Below are 19,168 nucleotides of genomic sequence, written 5' to 3'. Positions count from 1 at the left end.
TGTGTGTCTGAGCGCACAGCGCAAGCCTGATCCGCTGATGCTTGCGGAGTCATGAAATGAAGACCGCCAGTGACCCCGCGGGGCTGACCCCCTCTCGTCACCAACAAGCGAAGGCGGGCAGATCCCCCAAAGACAACCTGATCCTTCGACAACTGGGCGAAGCCGCATACCAGCGTTTGCTGCCACACCTGCAGCCGGTATTGCTCAAGAAAAACACCCTCTTATCCGAGCCGGGCTCCAGCAAGCCGCACGTTTACTTTCCCATCGATGCCGTGGTGGCCTCTCAACGTCATCTGGCCGACGGATCCATGATCGACGCGAGCATCATCGGATGCCATGGCCTGTTGCTGGCCGGACCGTGCTGCGGGGTGGCCACTGATGATTCAGCGGTGGTGCGTGTCACGGGCATGGCGTATCGGTTGGAGACGCCCCAATTCATCGACATGATTCGGCACGATGAAGTGACCCTGATGAAGTTTCTTTCATTGAGCCAAATCCATCATCAAAAGATGGCCAAGCAACTGGCTTGCAACCAGCACCATACCGCCAGACAAAGGGTGGCCAAGCTGCTGCTCCAGTTCATGGACCTGGTGGACAGCGACACCATCGCTTGCACACACCAGGAAATGGCTGACTCCCTTGGTGTTCGCCGCGAAGCCGTCAGCCTCACCCTCAAAAGCCTGGACCAGGAAGGCATACTCCAAATCCAACGCGGTGCAGTGACCGTCCTAGATCGTCAACTGCTGAGCGCATGCGCGTGCGAGTGCTACGGGGAATGGCTGTCCATGAGGGGGCACTGACTGGCTTGATCAGCATGGGACTGGCCATGCATCGTGCTTCAATGATGGGAATGACTTGCAAAAAAAACGCCCCGTGAGGGGCGTTTTTGCTTGATACCTGGCGGAAACGGAGGGATTCGAACCCTCGATGAGGCTCTACACCCCATACTCCCTTAGCAGGGGAGCACCTTCGGCCACTCGGTCACGTTTCCAGGTGGCTGAATTATAGCTCAGGCTTGGTCCAGATCGAAGGCCTTGTGCAGGGCGCGAACGGCCAGTTCCATGTATTTTTCGTCGATCACGACCGAGGTCTTGATTTCAGAAGTCGAGATCATCTGGATATTGATGCCTTCTTCGCTCAGCGAACGGAACATCTTGCTGGCCACACCCACGTGGCTGCGCATGCCGATACCGACGATGGACACTTTGCAGATCTTGGTGTCGCCCACCACTTCGGTCGCGCCCAGCGCGGGCAGCACTTTGTCCTTGAGCAGGTCGGTGGTGCGGGCGTAGTCGTTGCGGTGAACGGTGAAGCTGAAATCGGTCTTGCCGTCCTTGCTCACGTTCTGGATGATCACATCGACTTCGATGTTGGCATCGGCCACAGCGCCGAGGATCTGGTACGCGATACCGGGTTTGTCGGGCACGCCGAGCACGGAGATTTTGGCTTCATCGCGGTTGAATGCGATACCGGAAACGATGGCTTGTTCCATTTGTTCGTCTTCTTCAAAAGTGATCAGGGTGCCGGATTTGGCTTCTTCGTGGATGTCGATGTCCCAGGGCGTGAAGCTCGAGAGTACACGCATGGGCACTTTGTATTTGCCCGCAAACTCCACCGAACGGATTTGCAGGACTTTGGAGCCCAGCGAGGCCATCTCGAGCATCTCTTCAAAGCTGACCTTGGCCAGGCGGCGCGCTTCGGACACGACGCGGGGGTCGGTGGTGTAGACGCCATCCACGTCGGTGTAGATCAGACATTCATCGGCCTTCATGGCCGCAGCCACGGCCACGGCAGAAGTGTCAGAACCGCCACGGCCCAGCGTGGTGATGTTGCCGTTTTCATCCACACCCTGGAAGCCGGTGATGATGACCACCTTGCCTGCGGCCAGGTCAGCACGCACGCGCTGGTCGTCGATCGACTCGATGCGGGCCTTGGTGTAGGCGTCGTTGGTTTTGATGGCCACCTGCCAGCCCGCGTAGCTGACCGAAGGCTGGCCTTCGGCTTGCAAAGCGATGGCCAGCAAGGCCGAAGACGCTTGCTCGCCCGTGGAGGCCAGCATGTCGAGTTCGCGGTTGTAGGCGGTGTCGGGCTTGGCGGGGGCCAGCTCCTTGGCCAGGCCCAACAGGCGGTTGGTTTCGCCGCTCATGGCGCTGGGGACCACCACGATCTGGTGGCCAGCGCGCGCCCATTTGGCCACGCGCTTGGCGACGTTGCGGATGCGCTCGGTCGAGCCCATCGAGGTGCCGCCGTATTTGTGAACGATCAAAGCCATGTGTATTGTCTAAAGAAGGGTAAAGCGGTCATTGCGCGGCTTGAACATCCGGCAAAACCCTGCAATTGTACCAACCGGACTGACGCTTTATTGACCCGCCGGGCCGGGCTGGCGGCAGACTCAGACGGGCTGCCAGTTCAGCACATCCCCCTCACGCCGAACAAAGCCGCCGCCGACTTTGAGGTGCAAGCGATGGCCCCGCGTGGTGCAGTCGGCCAGCTGAGCCTGCAGCTCCTGCAACTGGGCGGTGCTGGGCGTCACCTGGTGCTGACTTTTGAGCCAGTGGCGCAGTACCAACGCCTGCCGGGCCGGGCTGAGTGCCCGCAGCGCGGCAATCGCGGGCGGCAGACCCACCTGCTCCAGCACTTCGGCCGCGAGCTCGTCAAGCAAAGCCTGGGCCTGGGCCGCGTGGGCAGCGCTGCGGGCAAAGGTGTCCCTGAATGCAGGCAAGGCCTGCGCCAGCGCTGGCAAGACCTGCGCGCGGATGCGGTTGCGGGTGAACTGCTCATCGCTGTTGGTGGGGTCTTCCACCCAGGCCTGCCCCCGATCGCGCAGCCACTGGCGCACATCGGCCCCAGCCACTTGCAGCAGCGGCCGATGCCACTGCCAACCTGCTCGGGCCCAGTGCGCAGGCATGGAGGCCAGGCCAGGCAGGCCCGCACCGCGTGATAAGGCAATCAGCAAGGTTTCGACCTGGTCATCGGCGTGCTGAGCCAGCACAATACCTTTGGCATCAGGCCAGTGGTCTTGGGCCGCCTCGGCCAGCGCGGCGTAACGGGCCCGGCGGGCCGCATCTTCGGGGCTTTGTCCTGGGGCCGGGCGCGCATCGACGTGGCAGACGGCCAGAGGCACATGCAGTTGTGCGCACAGTTGTCGGCAATGGGACTCGAACCCATCGGCCGCGGCTTGCAGGCCGTGGTGCACATGCACCGCCCTCACCTGCCCGGGCCATCGCTCGGCGCAGGCGCACAAGAGCGCGGTCGAGTCCGCCCCGCCAGAGAGGGCGACCACAAAAGGAAGGCCCGGGCTGAAGCCAGCCAGGGCCTGATCGAGCGATTGCGTCATGGGCACTGGCCCATGACGGCCGCGTCAGAGGGCGTGTCCGAAGACTTATTTGCCCGCTTTGGAGTCGGTGTAGCGGCCGTAGCTTTGCAGGCGCTCATAACGGCGGTCCACCAGTTCCTTGGGCTTGAGGTCAGACACCTGACGGAATGCGTCGGCCAGCGCCCGCTTGAGGAAGGACATCATCTGCGCATGGTCGCGGTGGGCGCCGCCCACAGGCTCGCTCACGATCTTGTCGACCAGGTTCAGGGCCTTGAGGCGGTGGGCGGTGATGCCCAGGGCTTCGGCCGCCACTTCGGCTTTTTCGCCGGTCTTCCACAGGATGGAGGCGCAGCCTTCAGGGCTGATGACCGAATACACCGAATACTGCAGCATCAGCACCTGATCGGCCACCGAGATGGCCAGCGCACCGCCGGAGCCGCCTTCACCGATGATGGTGGTGATGATCGGGACTTCGAGCTGGGCCATCTCGAAAATGTTGCGGCCAATGGCCTCGGACTGGCCGCGCTCTTCGGCATCAATGCCTGGGTAAGCGCCAGGGGTGTCCACAAAGGTGAACACTGGCAGTTTGAACTTCTCGGCCGTCTTCATCAGGCGCAGGGCTTTGCGGTAACCCTCGGGCTTGCTCATGCCGAAGTTGCGCAGGGCACGCTCTTTGGTGTCGCGGCCTTTTTGATGGCCCAGCACCATGCAGGCCTGGCCATTGAAGCGGGCCAGACCGCCCACGATGGACAGGTCATCGGCAAAGTGGCGGTCTCCGTGCAGCTCAACAAAGTCGGTGAACAAGGCGTTCACATAGTCCAGCGTGTAGGGGCGCTCGGGGTGGCGGGCAATCTTGGTGATCTGCCAGGGGGTCAGATCGCTGTAGATGTCCTTGGTCAGCTGCTGGCTCTTTTTGGTCAGCTGGTCGATTTCATCGGTGATGTCGACCGCCGATTCGCTTTGCACGTAGCGCAGCTCTTCGATCTTGGCTTCAAGTTCGGCAACCGGTTGCTCGAAGTCGAGAAACGTTCGTTTGGCCAAGTTATTCTCCTCAATTCATGCGGACCCGAGGGTCCTGCGTGGCATCAATAAGCCACGGGCAGCGGGTCCAGCGACCGCCAAATATACCAAGTCGCCACCGTGCAGTAAGGCGCCCAGGCTTGGGCGACCTCGCGCACATCGCTGCGGCTGACCGGTTCACCCGAAAAATAGTTGCGGCTGATGCCGTTGATGAGCCCGATGTCGTCCAGTGGCAGCACATTGGGGCGCATCAGATGGAACATCAGGAACATTTCAGCCGTCCAGCGACCAATGCCGCGGATGGCCACCAGCTCTGCAATGATGGCTTCGTCGTCCATGTCGGCCCAGCCTTTGACATGCAAGGCCCCCGAATCAAAATGCAGCGCCAGGTCCACCAGGTACTCAACTTTGCGGGCCGAGAGGCCTGCCGCGCGCATGTCGTCCACCTTCAGTTTGAGCACGCCCGCCGGAGTCAGCTTGCGAGAAAGTACGGCAAAGCGGTCCCAGACGGTTTGCGCCGCCTTGACCGAAATCTGCTGACCCACGATGGAACGGGCCAGGGTCACAAACGCGTCCCCGCGCGACTCCAGGATGGCATCGCCAAACTGCGGGATGAGTTTTTTCATGACCCGGTCCTTGCGCGCCAGGTGCGCGCAGGCCTGAGCCCAGTACTCGGGCGTGACCGAGACGGTGGCCGCTTTGCTCACTGCGCGGCCTCCCAAGTGGTGCCTGTGGGCGAGTCCTTGAGCACAATGCCCTGCGCCAACAAGTCGTTGCGGATGCGGTCGGCTTCGGCGAAGTTTTTGGCTTTTTTGGCGTCAGCCCGGGCTTGGATCTGCGCCTGAATGGCCGCTTCATCCAGCCCAGCGCCGGACTGCAGATAAGTGGTCGGGTCGCTTTGCAGCAAGCCCAGCACGCCACCCAGCGCCTTGAGCAAACCCGCGCGCTCGGTCGACTGGCTGCGGTTGACCTCGCTGGCCAGCTCGAACAGCACGGCCACGGCTTCAGGCGTGCCAAAGTCCTCGTCCATCGCCGCCTTGAAGCGCGCCGCCATGGGCTCGGTCCAATCGATCGTCACCTGGGCAGGCGGCACGGCTTGCAGCGCGGTGTACAGGCGCTTCAAAGCGCCTTTGGCGTCTTGCAGGTGCACATCGCTGTAGTTCAGCGGGCTGCGGTAGTGGCTGCGCACCACAAAGAAACGCACCGTCTCGGCATCGAATTCCTTGAGCACATCACGGATGGTGAAGAAATTGCCCAGGCTTTTGGACATCTTCTCGTTGTCCACATTGATGAAGCCGTTGTGCATCCAGTAACGGGCAAATGGCTTGCCGGTGGCACCTTCGCTCTGGGCAATTTCGTTTTCATGGTGCGGGAACTGCAGATCGGCCCCACCGCCGTGAATGTCAAAAGTCTCGCCCAGCAACTGGCAGCTCATGGCCGAGCACTCGATGTGCCAACCCGGCCGACCCACGCCAAAGGGGCTGTCCCATTTGCAGTCTTCAGGTTCTGTGGGTTTGGCCGACTTCCACAAGACAAAATCCAGCGGATCGTTTTTGCCGCCCTCTTCGGTGTTCACTGCCACGCGCTCTCCCGCGTTGAGCTCGTCCAACGACTTGCCCGAGAGCTTGCCGTAGCCCGGGAATTTGCGCACGGCGTAATTCACATCGCCATTGCCCGAGCGGTACGCCAGACCTTTTTGCTCCAACGTACCGATCATGCTCAGCATCTGCGGCACATAGTCGGTCGCGCGGGGTTCGTGCTGGGGTCGCTCGATGCCCAGGGCATCGGCATCTTCATGCAGCGCATCGATCATGCGGTCGGTCAGGCCACGGATGGTCTCGCCATTTTCAAGTGCGCGCTTGATGATCTTGTCGTCAATGTCGGTCACATTGCGCACATAAGTCACCTTCAGACCGCTGGCCTTGAGCCAGCGCTGGACCACATCAAACGCGATCATGGAACGGGCATGGCCCAGGTGGCACAGGTCATAGACCGTCATGCCGCAGACATACATGCGCACATGCCCAGGCTGCTGGGGTGAGAAGTCATCCACTTTGCGGTTGAGCGTATTGAAAATGCGCAAGCTCATGTCAGGTCAAAAATCCAAATGCCCACGCCAGACCGCCTGGGCAAGGCAGACCGGTTGGGAGGGGTACAGCTGAAAATGAATCGGGCCCGATACGGGCCATACAGACAAGCACGGGCAGCCATCCGACGGACAGGCCTCCGCTACAATGGCCCTCAGTATAGCCCGTCAAAAAGTCTGCGTTTCAGACCCGGGGCTTGGACTTCACCCTCTTCGCCCCACCCATGGCCCTGCACCCTGCCCGCCCCCTCCGCCATGCCCTGATGGCTGGCCTGATCTGGCTTTGCCTGACGCCTGCGCAGGCCGATGTTTACGACGATGTGCAGCGCCTGATCAAGCGCGAGGAATGGCCGCAAGCCCAGGCTTTGGCCAGACAGCACCTCACCAACCGGGCGCAAGACCCGCAAATGCGCCTGCTGCTCAGCCGCATCCAGCAAGGGCTGGGGCAAAACGATGCGGCCACGGCCACCCTGCTGGAGCTGACCCAAACCTTCCCTGAACTGGCCGAGCCCCACAACAACCTGGCCGCCCTCTATGCCCAAGCCGGTCGTTATGACGACGCACTGGCCTCACTCAACCGGGCTGTGCAGGCCCGCCCCGACTACGCCACAGCGCTCGAAAACCTGGGCGACCTGCACGCGGCCCTGGCCAAGCAGGCCTACGACCGCGCCAGCCAAGCCGCACCCACCTCGCCCCGGCCCCGCGCCAAAGCGCAGGCCATCGGTCAAATACAGCAAGCCGATTCACGCTGAACCATGAAACACACCATGAAACGCTCTTTTTTACGCGCCTCTGTCGCACTCGGCCTGTGCCTGGCCACCGCCTTGCCTGGCGCCTGGGCCCAAACGGCCAACCCGCGCGTGCGGGTGACCACCAACCTGGGTGACATCGAGATCGAGCTGCAAGCCGACAAAGCCCCCAAGACCGTGGCCAACTTCCTGCAGTACGTCAAGGACAAGCACTACGACGGCACCATCTTCCACCGCGTGATCGCCAACTTCATGGTGCAAGGCGGCGGCTTTGACACCCGTTACAAGCAAAAGCCCACGCGTGCCCCCATCCAGCACGAAGGACGTGCGGCCACAGCCGCGGGCCTGAAAAACCAGATCGGCACCGTGGCCATGGCGCGCACGGGCGACCCGCACTCGGCCACCTCGCAGTTTTTCATCAACGTGGTGGACAACGCCTTCCTCGACCCGGTGCTGATCCCCGAAGGGGACCCGGTGCCGCGCTTTGAATACCGCGGTCAGGTCGTCGAAAATGTCCCGCGCAACCAGCTGCTCAACCACCCCCAGCTGTGGGGTTACACCGTTTTTGGCAAAGTCACGTCCGGCATGGACGTGGTCCAGAAAATCCGCAACACGCCCACGGGCGCTGGCGGCCCCCTCCCGACCGATGTCCCGCAGACACCGATCGTCATTCAATCCATCACTTTGATTCCTTGAACACCATGAGCAACCCACAAGTTGAACTGCACATTGCCGGCTACGGCGTGATCACCCTCGAACTCGACGCCGAGAAAGCGCCCAAGTCCACCGCCAACTTCCTGGCCTATGTGAACAAGGGCCACTACGACAACACCATCTTCCACCGCGTGATCCCTGGCTTCATGATCCAAGGCGGCGGTTTCGAGCCCGGCATGGAGCAAAAGCCCACCGCCGAAGCCATCGAAAACGAAGCCAACAACGGCCTCAAGAACGACAACTACACCGTGGCCATGGCCCGCACGCAAGCGCCCCACTCGGCCACGGCACAGTTCTTCATCAACGTGGCCGACAACGGCTTCCTGAACCACACCGCACCTTCGCTGCAAGGCTGGGGCTACGCCGTGTTCGGCAAAGTGGTCAAGGGCACCGAAGTGGTCGACCAGATCAAGGGCGTCAAGACGGGCCGCAAGGGCTTCCACGATGACGTGCCGAAAGAAGACGTGATCATCGAAAAAGCCGTAGCGCTTTGATCTGACACGCGTTGCGATGACCGCCACCCAGGCTTTCGGCACCTTGCAGGCGCCTGCCAGCTGGCAAACGGTGGACTTGATCTCTGACCTGCACCTGCAGGCCAGCGAAACGGCCACTTTTGCCGCTTGGCGCGACCACATGGTCCGCACGCAGGCGGACGCTGTGCTGATCCTGGGCGACCTGTTCGAGGTCTGGGTGGGCGACGACGCCGTCGCCTCGGACCCGTTCCTGCAGCAGTGCGCAGAAGTGCTCAAACAGACTGCGCAGCATCGCGCGGTGTATTTCATGCCGGGCAACCGGGACTTCCTGGTGGGTCCGGCATTCCTCGGCGCATGCGGTGTGCAGGCCTTGCCCGACCCCACAGTGCTGGTCTGGGGTGAGCGCCGGACTGTGCTCACCCATGGCGACGCCCTGTGCCTCGATGACGAGGCCTACCAGCGCTTTCGCCTGCAGGCGCGTGACCCGGCCTGGCAAGCGGCCTTCCTGGCCCGACCACTGTCCGAGCGTCTGGCTCTGGCGCAATCGATGCGCGAGCAAAGCAAGGCCCACAACCAGAACGTCGCCTACTTCGCCGATGCCGATGCAGCCATGACGCAAGCCTGGCTGCAAGCCGCCCAAAGTGCCCACATGGTGCACGGGCACACGCACCAGCCTGCCGACCATGCGATCCCTGCGCCCAGCGCAGCTTTGCGCCAGGTGCTATCGGACTGGGCGTTAGACCATGGCGCGCCACGTGCCGAGGTCTTGCGCCTGCACGCCGATGGCTCGCACCAGCGGACCCTCCCCCTTCACGCGCGACCATGACCACACAAGCCAGCAGCCACACCATGCCATGGGTGCAGACCCGTGGGTGGCACATCACACTCTTGCTGTTGGCGCTGGTGGTGATGTGGGACTTGTCGGGCTGGGACCTGCGGGTCATGCCGTGGTTTGGCTCAGCTCAAGGCTTTGCACTCAAAGAAAACTGGTGGTTGTCGACCGTCATGCACACGCGGGCGCAGCAACTGTCTGTGTTGGCCTATGTTTTTTTGCTGGTGATGGTGTTCTGGCCACTGGGACCCTTCAGGGCAGCCAGTCGCAGGCAGCGCGCGGCATCCCTCCTGGCCATCACGGCCAGCCTGGTGGCGGTGAGCATCCTCAAGCGCATCAGCCTGACCAGCTGCCCTTGGGACCTGAGCCTTTTTGGTGGCCCGGCCAGCTACGTCTCTCACTGGAGTCTGGGCGTGAGCGACGGCGGCGGTGGCCGTTGCTTTCCCAGCGGGCATGCTTCATCGGCATTGGCCTTTATGGCGGTCAGTTTCCCCGCCTTGTTCAGCCACGACGCCACACGACACCGCCATGGCCGCGCTTTGCTGCTGCTGGTCGTGCTGCTGGGCCTGGTGTTTGGCATGACGCAAACCGTGCGCGGTGCGCACTACCCCAGCCACACCTTGTGGACCGCCTGGATCTGCTGGACCACCGGCTGGCTCACTTACCGCTGGACAGCCGGCCAGCCGGCCAGTCCAGCGGACTGACTCAGCGGCGCAGCAGCTGCTTGAGCACGTTCTGCAAGCGGCGGGCGCTGGTCGCATCGTGCGGGCCCGACAACACCGCCGTCACATCGCGCGCCCAGGTGTCCTGCGGACCGGCTTCGTTACGGCGGGTCAACAACTGCAGCTGCAAGGCGCGGCGGTCATTGATGAATTCGGCAGGCGTAGGCACTTCAGCGGCCATTTCCAGACGCATCAAAGACGTGGCAGCAGCTTCCCCTGCGGGTTGGCTCAGGGCCTGTGACCAGGCCTGACGGGCAGCGGCATTGACCGCCTTGCCGAGCTCCTGAACGGTGGGCAGCGCGTCGGCCTGGCGCTCCTGCCATGCCGTCAGAATGCGCGTGAGGGTTTCGCCATGGGCCTGAGCGGCCAGCTTGCGCAAAGCCATTTCGGCGCGTTCGCGCGCTTCGCGCTGGGCGCGGAAGGCCTCGTCACCCAGACGTGGGCCACGGTCCTCACGGCGCTCGGGGCGGCTAAAACGATCACCATTTCGGTCACCACCTCGCTCGGCACCGCGTTCACCCGGGCGGCCATCACGGCGGCCTGGCTTGCCTGCGGCTGCGGGCTCGGTTTTTTTCTGGCCGGGGCGGTCATCGCCGCGCACAGCCACCACCGGTTTGGCGGGTTTGGGTACGGGTACAGCCACAGCGACTTCAGCAGGCGCAGCCTCTGTGGCGTCTTCCGCAACCGAGGCTGCGGGCTCGGCATTGGCAGAAGCAGCCTCCACAGTGTCTGCCGTTGGTTCAGCCACCACGGCAGCAGGTGCTGCAGAAGCAGCGGATGCCGCGGCCTGTTGGGCGGCGGCCTGCTCTCGCGCTTGGCCTTTGAGCGCGGCTTCCAGCGCCGACATGGCCGCGCGGATCGCGCCAGCATCGCCCTTGGCGTTGGCCGCATCCAGGGCCTTGGAGGCTTCAATGACGGCGCGGTCATGGGCGGTCAACGGGGCTTGGGCATGGCTGCGCTCGGAGCCCTTGCGCTGGAAAGCCTCGTCGATCGGCTTGCGGAACACTTCCCACAATTTTTGTTCGGTCTTGCGGTCCAGGGGCACCGCCTGGGCTTCGGTCTGCCAGCGCTGCTGCAAGGCCTTGACCGCGTCCACGCGCAGGCCAGGGGCTTCGCCCAGCGCCGTGGCTTCGGCGATCAGGGCTTTGCGGCGTTCGATGCTGGCTTTTTGCGCGGCGTCCAGTCGGGCTGCTGCAGCCTGGATCAGAACCTTCCATTGAGCCTGCATCTCGGCAAAGGTTTTTTCATTCAGGTGCCCCGCATTGCGCCAGCGGTCAGAAAACTGGTGCAGCGTGCGCACCTGCATGCGCCAGTCGCTGTTGTCGGCGTGGGCTTCGGTCCAGGCCTTGACCTCGTCCATCAGAGCCACGCGCTGGGCCTTGTGGGCGGCCGACTCTTGTTTGGCATTCGCCAGCCAGGCTTGCACAGTTTGGTAGGCCTCGTTGCAAGCGGTGTCAAAACGCTTCCACAAACCATGGTTGGGCAAGCCGCCCTGGTCGGTTTGCTTCCAGGCTTCGCGCAACTGGCGCAGGCGCTCTTGCATCTTGCGGCCTCCCACGGCCGGGGTCTTGTCAGCGCCCAGCAGGGCTTCGGCCTGGGTCACCAGCTCCAGACGGTGCTGGTCGGTCACCCAACGCTGCCAACCCTGTGCATCGCCTGCGGCGATCAGCGCAGCGTGCACGCGGGCGTCCACGGCGGTGTCGAGGTGCTTGCCGTGGGCCTTGAGCACATCGTGCAGGCTGGCTGCCGCGTCCGGGGCGACAGTGCCCTCGGTCACGCTTTTTTCAACCACTTCGAGGACCAGCAGCACGGCCTGGGTGGCTTCTTCGCGCAGCGCCTGGCGCTGGGCGGCGTCCATTTTGGGCTTGGCCGCTTTGGCGGGCTTGTCGGCGGCAGGCGCGGTATCGACCGCCACCACCTCGCCGCGGGCGCGGCGAATTTCATCTGCCCAGACGGGCACCGAGGGCAAAGCCGCTTGCGCGTCGGTCATCGCCAGCAGCGCTTGCTGCAAAGCCGCCGAAAAACCGTCCCACACGGCCTGCAGCTGGCTTTGCGCCGCCTCGACCTGGGCCGGGAATTTGAGGTCCACACTGGGCCAGACCGCGTCTTGGGTCAGCGCCTGCGCCTGGCTGAGCCAATGGGCCACATCGGTCTGCAGCGCCGCTTGCGCGGCCTGGGCCTCGGCCATGGGCTTGGTGGACTGCACTTCGATGCGCTGGGCCAGGAGCACGGCGGCTTCGCGCTGCACCATCACCTGGTGCTGCAGATCTTCGACCCGCTTGACCACATCGGCCAGGCGCGTCTTAAGGCTGGCCAGCGGCTCACGCGAGAGCGGCGCGCCCGCTTTGGCCGCGTCGCGCTGCCAGGCCAGGGCGTCGGCGATGTTCAGGCGGGGAGCTTGCAGCAGTTGTTCGGCGCGGCTGGCCCAATCGGCAGCCAATGCTTCCTGTCCGCGGGTGCGTTTGACTTCGTCAAGCTTCTCGCGCAGGGCCTTGGCGGCGCCTTTGTCCCGGCTGGACAGCTCATGGTAGACCTCGTTCATCTGCTCCACCGAGGGCTCTGTGAGCAACCAGTCGCGCAGACGTGCGCTGCGCTCGCCCGAGGTGGCAGCGGTGAACACGCCGCCCGTCAATTGGTCAAGGGCTTGGAAGTCAACAGGTTTGGAAGAAGAGGTCACGGTCAAACGCCAGAAAGAAAAAAAGCCGCGAGGGCATCGGGATCGGCAACAAAGCGCCAATGAACAGCGCGTATTTTCGCCGGGATTTGCCCCGTTTCCCTGATCTGTATCGCATCGGGACACCTCCGTTGCGCTTCTTTTTTTATTCTTTCAAAGAATACTTAACCAATTCTTTATAATTGACACGTTATTAAATGGCTTTTTAGAATCCACCCCGAATTCAAAAACCCGGAGTCGGGACCCTCATACAGAGGCCTCGAAAATCCCACAAGCCAAGGGCGTCCAGAGCCAAACGACGCCCCCAACCCACACCGTGACGCCCCCAGGCCCGCACAGGGTCAGCGCACGGATTCCCACAGGACACATGGCAAAGCCCAACACACAGGCCGCTTCTTGGGGCCAGATCGCACAAAGCATCGCATCGGACATCCGCGCAGGCTTTGTCGAGATCACGCGCCACGGCATGGCCGCCTTGGGCATGGCCGTGATCGCGGTGGTGATCCTGTTTGTGGCGCGTCCCGGATTGCAAACAGCCGCCAACGAATTCCTGCTCGGCTGGATCCAGTCGCAACAACACGATGGTCCGGCCGCAGCAGTGGGGCCTGGCGCCAGCCGATCCACAGCGTTGGCGACGCAGGCATTGACCCCCGAACAGCGCAGCGTGGCACTGTGGCTCAGCCGCAAATACCGGATCTCGGCCGAGCCCATGGCAGCTTTGGTCACCGAAGCCTGGTCGGTGGGCGAACTCAGCCAGGTCCCGCCCACCCTGATCCTGGCCGTGATCGCCGTGGAATCGAACTTCAACCCCTTTGCGCAGCGCAGCGACAACAACCGGGGCCTGATGCAGATCGACAGCCCGTCGCAGCAAGACACCCTGAGCCGCTTTGGCGGCCCTTTGTCGGTGTTTGACCCGCTGACCAACCTGCGTGTGGGCTCGCGGGTCTTGCAGGGCTTCATCCAGCAGACGGGCTCCATCGAGGACGGGCTGCGGGCGTATGCCCAGACCTCGCCGCAAGCGGCCGACAGCACCTACACCGAGCGCGTGCTGAGCGAACACAAGCAGCTCGAACGCCTCATACAAACCCAAGCGACGGCGGCTTCGGCTCCGATCCCGACCTCCGTCAAGCGGCTCTGATCCATCGGCCCAATGGGGCGGGTCGGCTACACTAAGGGGGTTGCGCAACTGGCGATAGGAGACCGGCTCAGACCTTGACCGGGCCTCTGACGTGGAGCCCGGCGGACCCCCGCCAACAACCACTGGGAAGCGCATCACCTTGACCGGACCTCAGGTCCGCAACGGGTATCAGCCGTTCGCCTGGGCAGCCCTTGTCAACAACACCCCTGTTTGAGCCAAGGTTCCATCTCTTTTGAAGGACTGCCATGTACGACCGCAACATTCTGATTGAACAAGCCGACCCCGAAATTTTTGCCGCCATCCAGGCCGAAAACGCGCGTCAGGAACACCACATCGAACTGATCGCCAGCGAAAACTACGCCTCGCCCGCCGTCATGGCCGCGCAAGGCTCGCAGCTCACCAACAAATACGCCGAAGGCTACCCTGGCAAGCGCTACTACGGCGGTTGTGAATTCGTCGACGTGGCCGAACAACTGGCCATTGACCGCATCAAGCAGATCTTTGGTGCCGACTGCGCCAACGTGCAGCCGCATTGCGGTGCATCGGCCAACGAGGCCGTGTTCCTGGCCTTTTTGAAGCCCGGCGACACCATCATGGGCATGAGCCTGGCCGAAGGCGGTCACCTGACCCACGGCATGCCGCTGAACATGTCGGGCAAGTGGTTCAACGTCGTGAGTTACGGCCTCGACAAGAACGAAGCCATCGACTACGACGCGATGGAAGCCAAGGCCCGCGAGCACAAGCCCAAGCTGATCGTGGCTGGCGCTTCGGCCTACTCGCTGCACATCGACTGGGCGCGCTTTGCCAAAGTCGCCAAAGAAGTCGGCGCGATCTTCATGGTCGACATGGCCCACTATGCCGGTCTGATCGCCGCTGGCGTCTACCCCAACCCTGTGCCGCATGCGGACGTTGTGACCTCGACCACCCACAAGAGCCTGCGCGGCCCACGCGGCGGCATCATCCTGATGAAGGCCGAGCACGAGAAAGCCATCAACAGCGCCATCTTCCCCGGCCTGCAAGGCGGCCCGCTGATGCACGTCATCGCCGCCAAGGCCGTGGCCTTCAAGGAAGCGCTGCAGCCCGAGTTCAAGGCCTACCAGGCCCAGGTGATCAAAAACGCACAGATCATCGCTGAGACACTGACCCAGCGCGGCCTGCGCATCGTGAGCGGCGGCACCCAGAGCCACGTCATGCTGGTGGACCTGAGGGCCAAAGGCATCACCGGCAAGGAAGCCGAAGCCGCTTTGGGCGCTGCCCACATGACGATCAACAAAAACGCGATCCCGAACGACCCCGAAAAACCGTTCGTGACCAGTGGCATCCGCGTCGGCACCCCCGCCATGACCACCCGTGGGTTCAAGGACGAGGAAGCCCGCATCACGGCCAACCTGATCGCCGACGTGCTGGACAACCCCAAGGACGAAGCCAACATCGCCGCCGTGCGTGCCAAGGTCAACGCCCTGACCGCACGTTTCCCGGTTTACAAATAAGGCCTGAGCCATGAAATGCCCCTTCTGCGGTCACCTCGACACCCAAGTGGTGGAGACTCGGCTGGCCGAAGACGGGGGCTTCATCCGGCGCCGCCGCCAGTGCGGCGCTTGTGAAAAACGCTTCACCACCTACGAAAAACCCGAAGTGAGCTTTCCGGCCATCGTCAAAAAAGACGGCCGACGCATCGAATACCAGCGCGACAAACTCCGCGCCAGCCTGAACCTGGCCCTGCGTAAACGGCCTGTGAGCACCGAGCAGGTGGATGGCGCGATCGAGCGCATCGAAGAAAAACTGCTGGCCCTGCCCAGCCGGGAAGTCGCCTCCAACCGCATTGGCGAGTTGGTCATGCGCGAGCTCAAAAAGCTCGACAAAGTGGCCTATGTGCGCTTTGCCAGCGTGTACCGCAGCTTCGAAGACATCGACGACTTCAAGACCCTGGTGGACGAAGTCCGCTGAAAACGTCAGCCGCAACTGGGCGCGCTGACCTTCTCCAACCTGGGCCTGCCCAGGGCATTGCTCACCACCTGCCAGCCTGATTCCAAGCCCGGCTTGCAAAAGCGCCAGGTCGCCGCCATGAACGCGCCGTTGAGCGTGGCGCTGCGCCCCTCAGGGCCGTAAGAGAAATAAGCCTTGACCGTGTTGGTCACGGTCAACTGCATGGCTTCGGGCACAGCAGCATGCACCTCCATCAGCATGTCACCGGCATCCAACTGTGCGTTGTCGTTGGCGTCGGCAAACACAAGCCAGCCCAGCTGCCAATCACCGCTGGCGTGACATGCGGTGTCACTGGCGCGGGCGCACAAGCTCACCCGCATCTGGCGGCGCAAGGCTTCGCTGCGCGCCAGCACCAGGCTGTCCAACAAGCCCTCGGCCTGGGCTTGCAATTGGTGCTGCTGGCGCAGCGCCGACATGGCAGGCGCCGCCAGTGACACCATCAGCCCCAGCAAGGCCATGACCACCAGCGCCTCCAGCAAGGTGAAGCCCGCCGCCTTCGGTTTTTTGCCGTTCATTTTTGTCTCCCTGAGCGCCACAGCCTAATCCAGGCGATCAATGCTGCCAAGTTCTTTTGAGGGCCTGTACAAGCGCTGCCCAGATGGCCACAATGGCCTCAAAAAGGATCAGGGAGGAGACAGGCATGCACAAGCCTGAACATCGCCACGGCGGGGCATCGCCCTCGCGCGAAAATGGTTGGACACTGACCGAGCTGCTCATCAGCCTGGCGCTGATGGGAACCCTCGCCGCCCTCGCACTGCCCGCCTACCAGGCGCAACAGCGCCAGGCACGGCGCAGCGACGGCCAGCTGGCTTTGCAGCAACTGCAGATGGACCAGGCGCGCTGGCGCAGCCAGCACGACACCTACGCCGATTCACTCGCGGCCCTGGGCTGGGGCAGCGACCTCTCGCCACGCGGCCAGTACCGGATCAGCATCCCTCAAGCCGACGCTGAGGGCTACACACTCGAAGCCCTGCCCCTCGGCGCCCAGGCGGCCGACCGCGACTGCAGCCCCCTGCGGTTGACCTGGCGGGGTAGCGCCACCGCCACACTCAGCGCAGGCGAGCACACGGGCAGCGACCCGCAGCACTGCTGGCGGCAGTGATGACACGCACCACCCCAAGGGCTGTGACCTCATGCACCACCCCCACGAACGCGGTGAAACCCTGATCGGCCTGCTGGTCGGTTTGGCCGTGGGGCTGATCGTGCTGGCCGCAGGCACGCAAATGCTGGCGCAGCACCTGCGCGGACACCGCCTGAACCTCCAAGCCAGTCACCTGCAGCACGACCTGCGCACGGCCATGGACTGGATGAGCCGGGAACTGCGCCAGGCCCAATACTCGGCCCAGGCCTGGCAAACCCGCTCGCCCAGCGCGTGCGACGACAGCTTTTGCGATGGCTTCGAAGACTTCAGCATCGAAGGCGATTGGATCGACTTCAGCCACGACCGCAACCACAACGGCAGGCAGGACGATGACGAGTGCATAGGTTTTCGGCTCAGCGACAAGGTGTTGATGGCCCGCCGATCGTGCAGCGGCTCGGGCAACTGGCTGGCCCTCACCGACCGCAGCAGCCTGGAGATCACCGCGCTCAGCTGGCAACTGCAATGCGAGCTGCGCCAGGGCTGGTTGCACCGCACTGTGCGCGTCACGCTGACGGGTCAGTGGCCGGGCGACACCACCCAGCCCATCAGCCTGTCGCAGACCGTGCACCTGCGCAACGACATGCCCGCCAGCGCCCAGGCGCTGTACTGCCCATGAACCACTCATGCCCCCAAACCACGGACGCGCAGCATGGCGCCATCACTTTGCTGGTCGCCATCGCACTGGTCGTGCTGGCGGCACTGGCGGGCTTTTACAGCAGCCGCAGTGTGCTGATGGACCAACTGGCCGGGCAAAACCACGCACGCGCCAGCCAGGCGCGCTTGCTGGCCGAAGCGGCTTTGGCCTCGGCGCAGGCAGACATCGCCAGCCGCAGCGCGCCCCTCACCGCCCTGCTTACCACCCCAGCCCCCTGCCCTGCCGGGGTCAAAGGCCCGCAGTGGCAGTGCGCGGCCTTGAGCGTGCCGCCACACCCCGCCTTGCCCCAAGCGCAGGCCAGCGTCACGGCTGTGCGCGACCTGGTCATGGCACCGCATGTGCTGACGCTGCACGCGCAAAGCCATTGGGCTGGACAAAACAGCCGAGGCCTGGTGCGCGAGAGCGTGTTTTTGCCTGTGCTCGCGCCCGCCCCCAGCGACGCACCGCAAGCCGCGCTGGTGCTCAACGGCTGCGTGAGCGAGGCCACCGGGGCCAGCCTGCGCGTGTGCCCGCTCAGCAAGAGCGGTCAGCCCTGCAGCGGCACCGCCAGTGCCCCGGCAGTACAGACGCACTTTGTGATCGACACCAACCGCAACGGCAGCATCTCCAGCGCCGAAAAAACCGCCTGCATGGCCCTGTCCAGCGCCAGCCTGCCCGGCGGCGGCACCCGCAGCGGCCCCAGCAGCGCTGTGCCCCGCAGCCCCTGCAACAGGGCCGCCTGGCGCAGTGTGTTGGGCGACATCACGGCCGAGCAATTGCAGGCCTGGTCTGCCGTACAAGAGCGCAACGGCCTGCACGCGCTGAGCACACCGCCCCGAAGCATTTACTGGATTAACAGCCCCGCCGACTGGGGCCAAAGCGTGGGCACGCCCGACACCCCAGCGCTGCTGGTGTTCTCCAGCCAAGCCTGCGCGCTGCGTTGCCCGCGCATCGCACCGGGCGTGCACATCCACGGCAGCGTGGTGCTCGATGCGGGCTGCGATGACGAAAAAATGCGCGGCTGGCAAGGCGGCTGGATCGAAGGCCAGCTGGTGGTCGAGTCCGGCCTGCCCGAGTGGCGCACGGGCACGCTGTGGGCCAGACCCTACGGGCGCAACGCCTACATCCTCGACTGGCCAGACGGCATCGACGCCAGCCGCGTGCAACGCGTCAACGGCAGCTGGAGCGAAGGCTCACGATGAAACACGCACAGCAAGGCATGGCCCTGATCGAAGCCCTGGTGGCCTCGGCCGTGCTGGGCATTGGCCTCTTGGGTGCCACACAGCTCACGCTCCGCACCATGCAGACCGCCACCGATACCCGACAGCGCGGCGTGGCCCAGCTGCTTGCGCAGGAAGCCATGGACTGCGCCATTTCTGGCGCAGCCTGTCCCAGCCAAGACAACGTGCAGGTTCAAGGCGTGCGTTACACCCGCCAAGCCCGCACGACGCCGCGCGGCAATGGCCTGCAGGACATCCAGGTCACGGTGCAATGGGCCTCGGTCACCCCTTGGGCAGAGGCCAGCAGCGCAGGCCAGTCCAGCCTGGTGTGGCACAGCAGTGCGTCGCCACTGCCCGGCTGGGTCGGGCGCTGAAGCTTTCGGCAGGGCGATGCTCGCGAGTTCGCGTATCCTCAACCCCCAAGAAACATGACCCGCTGACCGCCGTGCCCACGACCACACTT

The 19,168-nt window shown here is 63.7% G+C and carries 20 protein-coding genes, 1 tRNA gene and 1 riboswitch; of the genes, 13 read left to right on the top strand and 8 right to left on the bottom strand.

Features of this window, described 5'->3' with window-relative positions:
• Positions 1–56: 56 nt before the first annotated feature.
• On the top strand, positions 57–800 hold the full coding sequence (locus IC609_RS08760; protein WP_191819127.1) for a Crp/Fnr family transcriptional regulator: 744 nt from the start codon (positions 57–59) through the stop codon (positions 798–800).
• Positions 801–898: 98 nt separating this feature from the next.
• Here the strand turns inward: IC609_RS08760 and IC609_RS08755 are convergent.
• The 6 genes from IC609_RS08755 to cysS form a co-directional block, all read right to left on the bottom strand.
• Positions 899–991 (bottom strand) — tRNA-Ser (locus tag IC609_RS08755).
• 18 nt (positions 992–1,009) lie between these two features.
• Complete coding sequence (locus IC609_RS08750; protein ID WP_191819126.1) at positions 1,010–2,272, bottom strand: aspartate kinase; 1,263 nt, start codon at positions 2,270–2,272, stop codon at positions 1,010–1,012.
• A 120-nt stretch (positions 2,273–2,392) separates the two neighbouring features.
• Complete coding sequence (gene tilS / locus IC609_RS08745; RefSeq protein WP_191819125.1) at positions 2,393–3,337, bottom strand: tRNA lysidine(34) synthetase TilS; 945 nt, start codon at positions 3,335–3,337, stop codon at positions 2,393–2,395.
• Positions 3,338–3,382: 45 nt separating this feature from the next.
• Positions 3,383–4,357 (bottom strand): acetyl-CoA carboxylase carboxyltransferase subunit alpha, encoded by a 975-nt coding sequence (locus tag IC609_RS08740; RefSeq protein ID WP_191819124.1) that lies wholly within the window; start codon positions 4,355–4,357, stop codon positions 3,383–3,385.
• 44 nt (positions 4,358–4,401) lie between these two features.
• Complete coding sequence (locus IC609_RS08735; RefSeq protein WP_333473669.1) at positions 4,402–5,043, bottom strand: DNA-3-methyladenine glycosylase family protein; 642 nt, start codon at positions 5,041–5,043, stop codon at positions 4,402–4,404.
• Complete coding sequence (gene cysS, locus IC609_RS08730) at positions 5,040–6,425, bottom strand: cysteine--tRNA ligase (protein ID WP_191819123.1); 1,386 nt, start codon at positions 6,423–6,425, stop codon at positions 5,040–5,042. The genes IC609_RS08735 and cysS overlap by 4 nt, the downstream gene beginning before the upstream one ends.
• 221 nt (positions 6,426–6,646) lie before the next feature.
• Between cysS and IC609_RS08725 the strand changes: the two genes are divergently transcribed.
• The 5 genes from IC609_RS08725 to IC609_RS08705 are packed head-to-tail and all read left to right on the top strand — an operon-like array spanning position 6,647 to position 9,894.
• Positions 6,647–7,174, top strand: coding sequence for a tetratricopeptide repeat protein (locus tag IC609_RS08725; protein ID WP_191819122.1), 528 nt, complete (start codon positions 6,647–6,649; stop codon positions 7,172–7,174).
• Positions 7,175–7,189: 15 nt separating this feature from the next.
• Complete coding sequence (locus IC609_RS08720; RefSeq protein WP_191819121.1) at positions 7,190–7,867, top strand: peptidylprolyl isomerase; 678 nt, start codon at positions 7,190–7,192, stop codon at positions 7,865–7,867.
• A 5-nt stretch (positions 7,868–7,872) separates the two neighbouring features.
• Positions 7,873–8,379, top strand: a complete 507-nt coding sequence (locus tag IC609_RS08715) for a peptidylprolyl isomerase (protein ID WP_191819120.1) — start codon at positions 7,873–7,875, stop codon at positions 8,377–8,379.
• A 16-nt stretch (positions 8,380–8,395) separates the two neighbouring features.
• Positions 8,396–9,184, top strand: coding sequence for a UDP-2,3-diacylglucosamine diphosphatase (locus IC609_RS08710; RefSeq protein ID WP_191819119.1), 789 nt, complete (start codon positions 8,396–8,398; stop codon positions 9,182–9,184).
• The gene (locus tag IC609_RS08705) at positions 9,181–9,894 is read left to right on the top strand and encodes a phosphatase PAP2 family protein (protein ID WP_191819118.1); all 714 of its coding nucleotides are present in this window, start codon (positions 9,181–9,183) and stop codon (positions 9,892–9,894) included. Before IC609_RS08710 ends, IC609_RS08705 begins: the two co-directional genes overlap by 4 nt.
• Position 9,895: 1 nt before the next feature.
• Here the strand turns inward: IC609_RS08705 and IC609_RS08700 are convergent, their stop codons facing one another.
• A complete protein-coding gene (locus IC609_RS08700; protein WP_333473668.1) occupies positions 9,896–12,589 on the bottom strand; it encodes a DUF349 domain-containing protein in 2,694 nt (897 codons plus the stop codon).
• A 364-nt stretch (positions 12,590–12,953) separates the two neighbouring features.
• Here IC609_RS08700 and IC609_RS08695 point away from each other — a divergent pair, with 364 nt between their 5' ends.
• The 3 genes from IC609_RS08695 to nrdR all read left to right on the top strand — a co-directional run bounded on the left by IC609_RS08695 (position 12,954) and on the right by nrdR (position 15,671).
• Positions 12,954–13,724, top strand: a complete 771-nt coding sequence (locus tag IC609_RS08695; RefSeq protein ID WP_191819117.1) for a transglycosylase SLT domain-containing protein — start codon at positions 12,954–12,956, stop codon at positions 13,722–13,724.
• 34 nt (positions 13,725–13,758) lie between these two features.
• Positions 13,759–13,917: riboswitch (ZMP/ZTP riboswitch) on the top strand.
• A 52-nt stretch (positions 13,918–13,969) separates the two neighbouring features.
• On the top strand, positions 13,970–15,214 hold the full coding sequence (glyA, locus tag IC609_RS08690; protein WP_191819116.1) for a serine hydroxymethyltransferase: 1,245 nt from the start codon (positions 13,970–13,972) through the stop codon (positions 15,212–15,214).
• 10 nt (positions 15,215–15,224) lie between these two features.
• Complete coding sequence (gene nrdR, locus IC609_RS08685) at positions 15,225–15,671, top strand: transcriptional regulator NrdR (RefSeq protein ID WP_191819115.1); 447 nt, start codon at positions 15,225–15,227, stop codon at positions 15,669–15,671.
• Positions 15,672–15,676: 5 nt separating this feature from the next.
• Here nrdR and IC609_RS08680 read toward each other — a convergent pair whose 3' ends face one another.
• Positions 15,677–16,225, bottom strand: coding sequence for a GspH/FimT family pseudopilin (locus tag IC609_RS08680; RefSeq protein WP_191819114.1), 549 nt, complete (start codon positions 16,223–16,225; stop codon positions 15,677–15,679).
• Positions 16,226–16,350: 125 nt separating this feature from the next.
• Here IC609_RS08680 and IC609_RS08675 point away from each other — a divergent pair, with 125 nt between their 5' ends.
• From IC609_RS08675 to IC609_RS08660, 4 genes are read left to right on the top strand one after another with little or no spacing between them, the layout of a single operon-like run.
• Positions 16,351–16,812 (top strand): type IV pilin protein, encoded by a 462-nt coding sequence (locus IC609_RS08675; protein WP_191819113.1) that lies wholly within the window; start codon positions 16,351–16,353, stop codon positions 16,810–16,812.
• A 31-nt stretch (positions 16,813–16,843) separates the two neighbouring features.
• Positions 16,844–17,467 (top strand): PilW family protein, encoded by a 624-nt coding sequence (locus IC609_RS08670; RefSeq protein ID WP_191819112.1) that lies wholly within the window; start codon positions 16,844–16,846, stop codon positions 17,465–17,467.
• A complete protein-coding gene (locus tag IC609_RS08665) occupies positions 17,464–18,687 on the top strand; it encodes a hypothetical protein (RefSeq protein WP_191819111.1) in 1,224 nt (407 codons plus the stop codon). The genes IC609_RS08670 and IC609_RS08665 overlap by 4 nt, the downstream gene beginning before the upstream one ends.
• The gene (locus tag IC609_RS08660) at positions 18,684–19,079 is read left to right on the top strand and encodes a type IV pilus modification PilV family protein (protein WP_191819110.1); all 396 of its coding nucleotides are present in this window, start codon (positions 18,684–18,686) and stop codon (positions 19,077–19,079) included. The genes IC609_RS08665 and IC609_RS08660 overlap by 4 nt, the downstream gene beginning before the upstream one ends.
• Positions 19,080–19,168: the final 89 nt, after the last annotated feature.

The sequence above is a fragment of the Limnohabitans radicicola genome (assembly GCF_014837235.1).
Taxonomy (GTDB): Bacteria; Pseudomonadota; Gammaproteobacteria; order Burkholderiales; family Burkholderiaceae_C; genus Limnohabitans_A; species Limnohabitans_A radicicola.
Note: the sequence above shows the minus strand (reverse complement) of the source record. Positions and strands in the feature narration are given on the sequence as shown.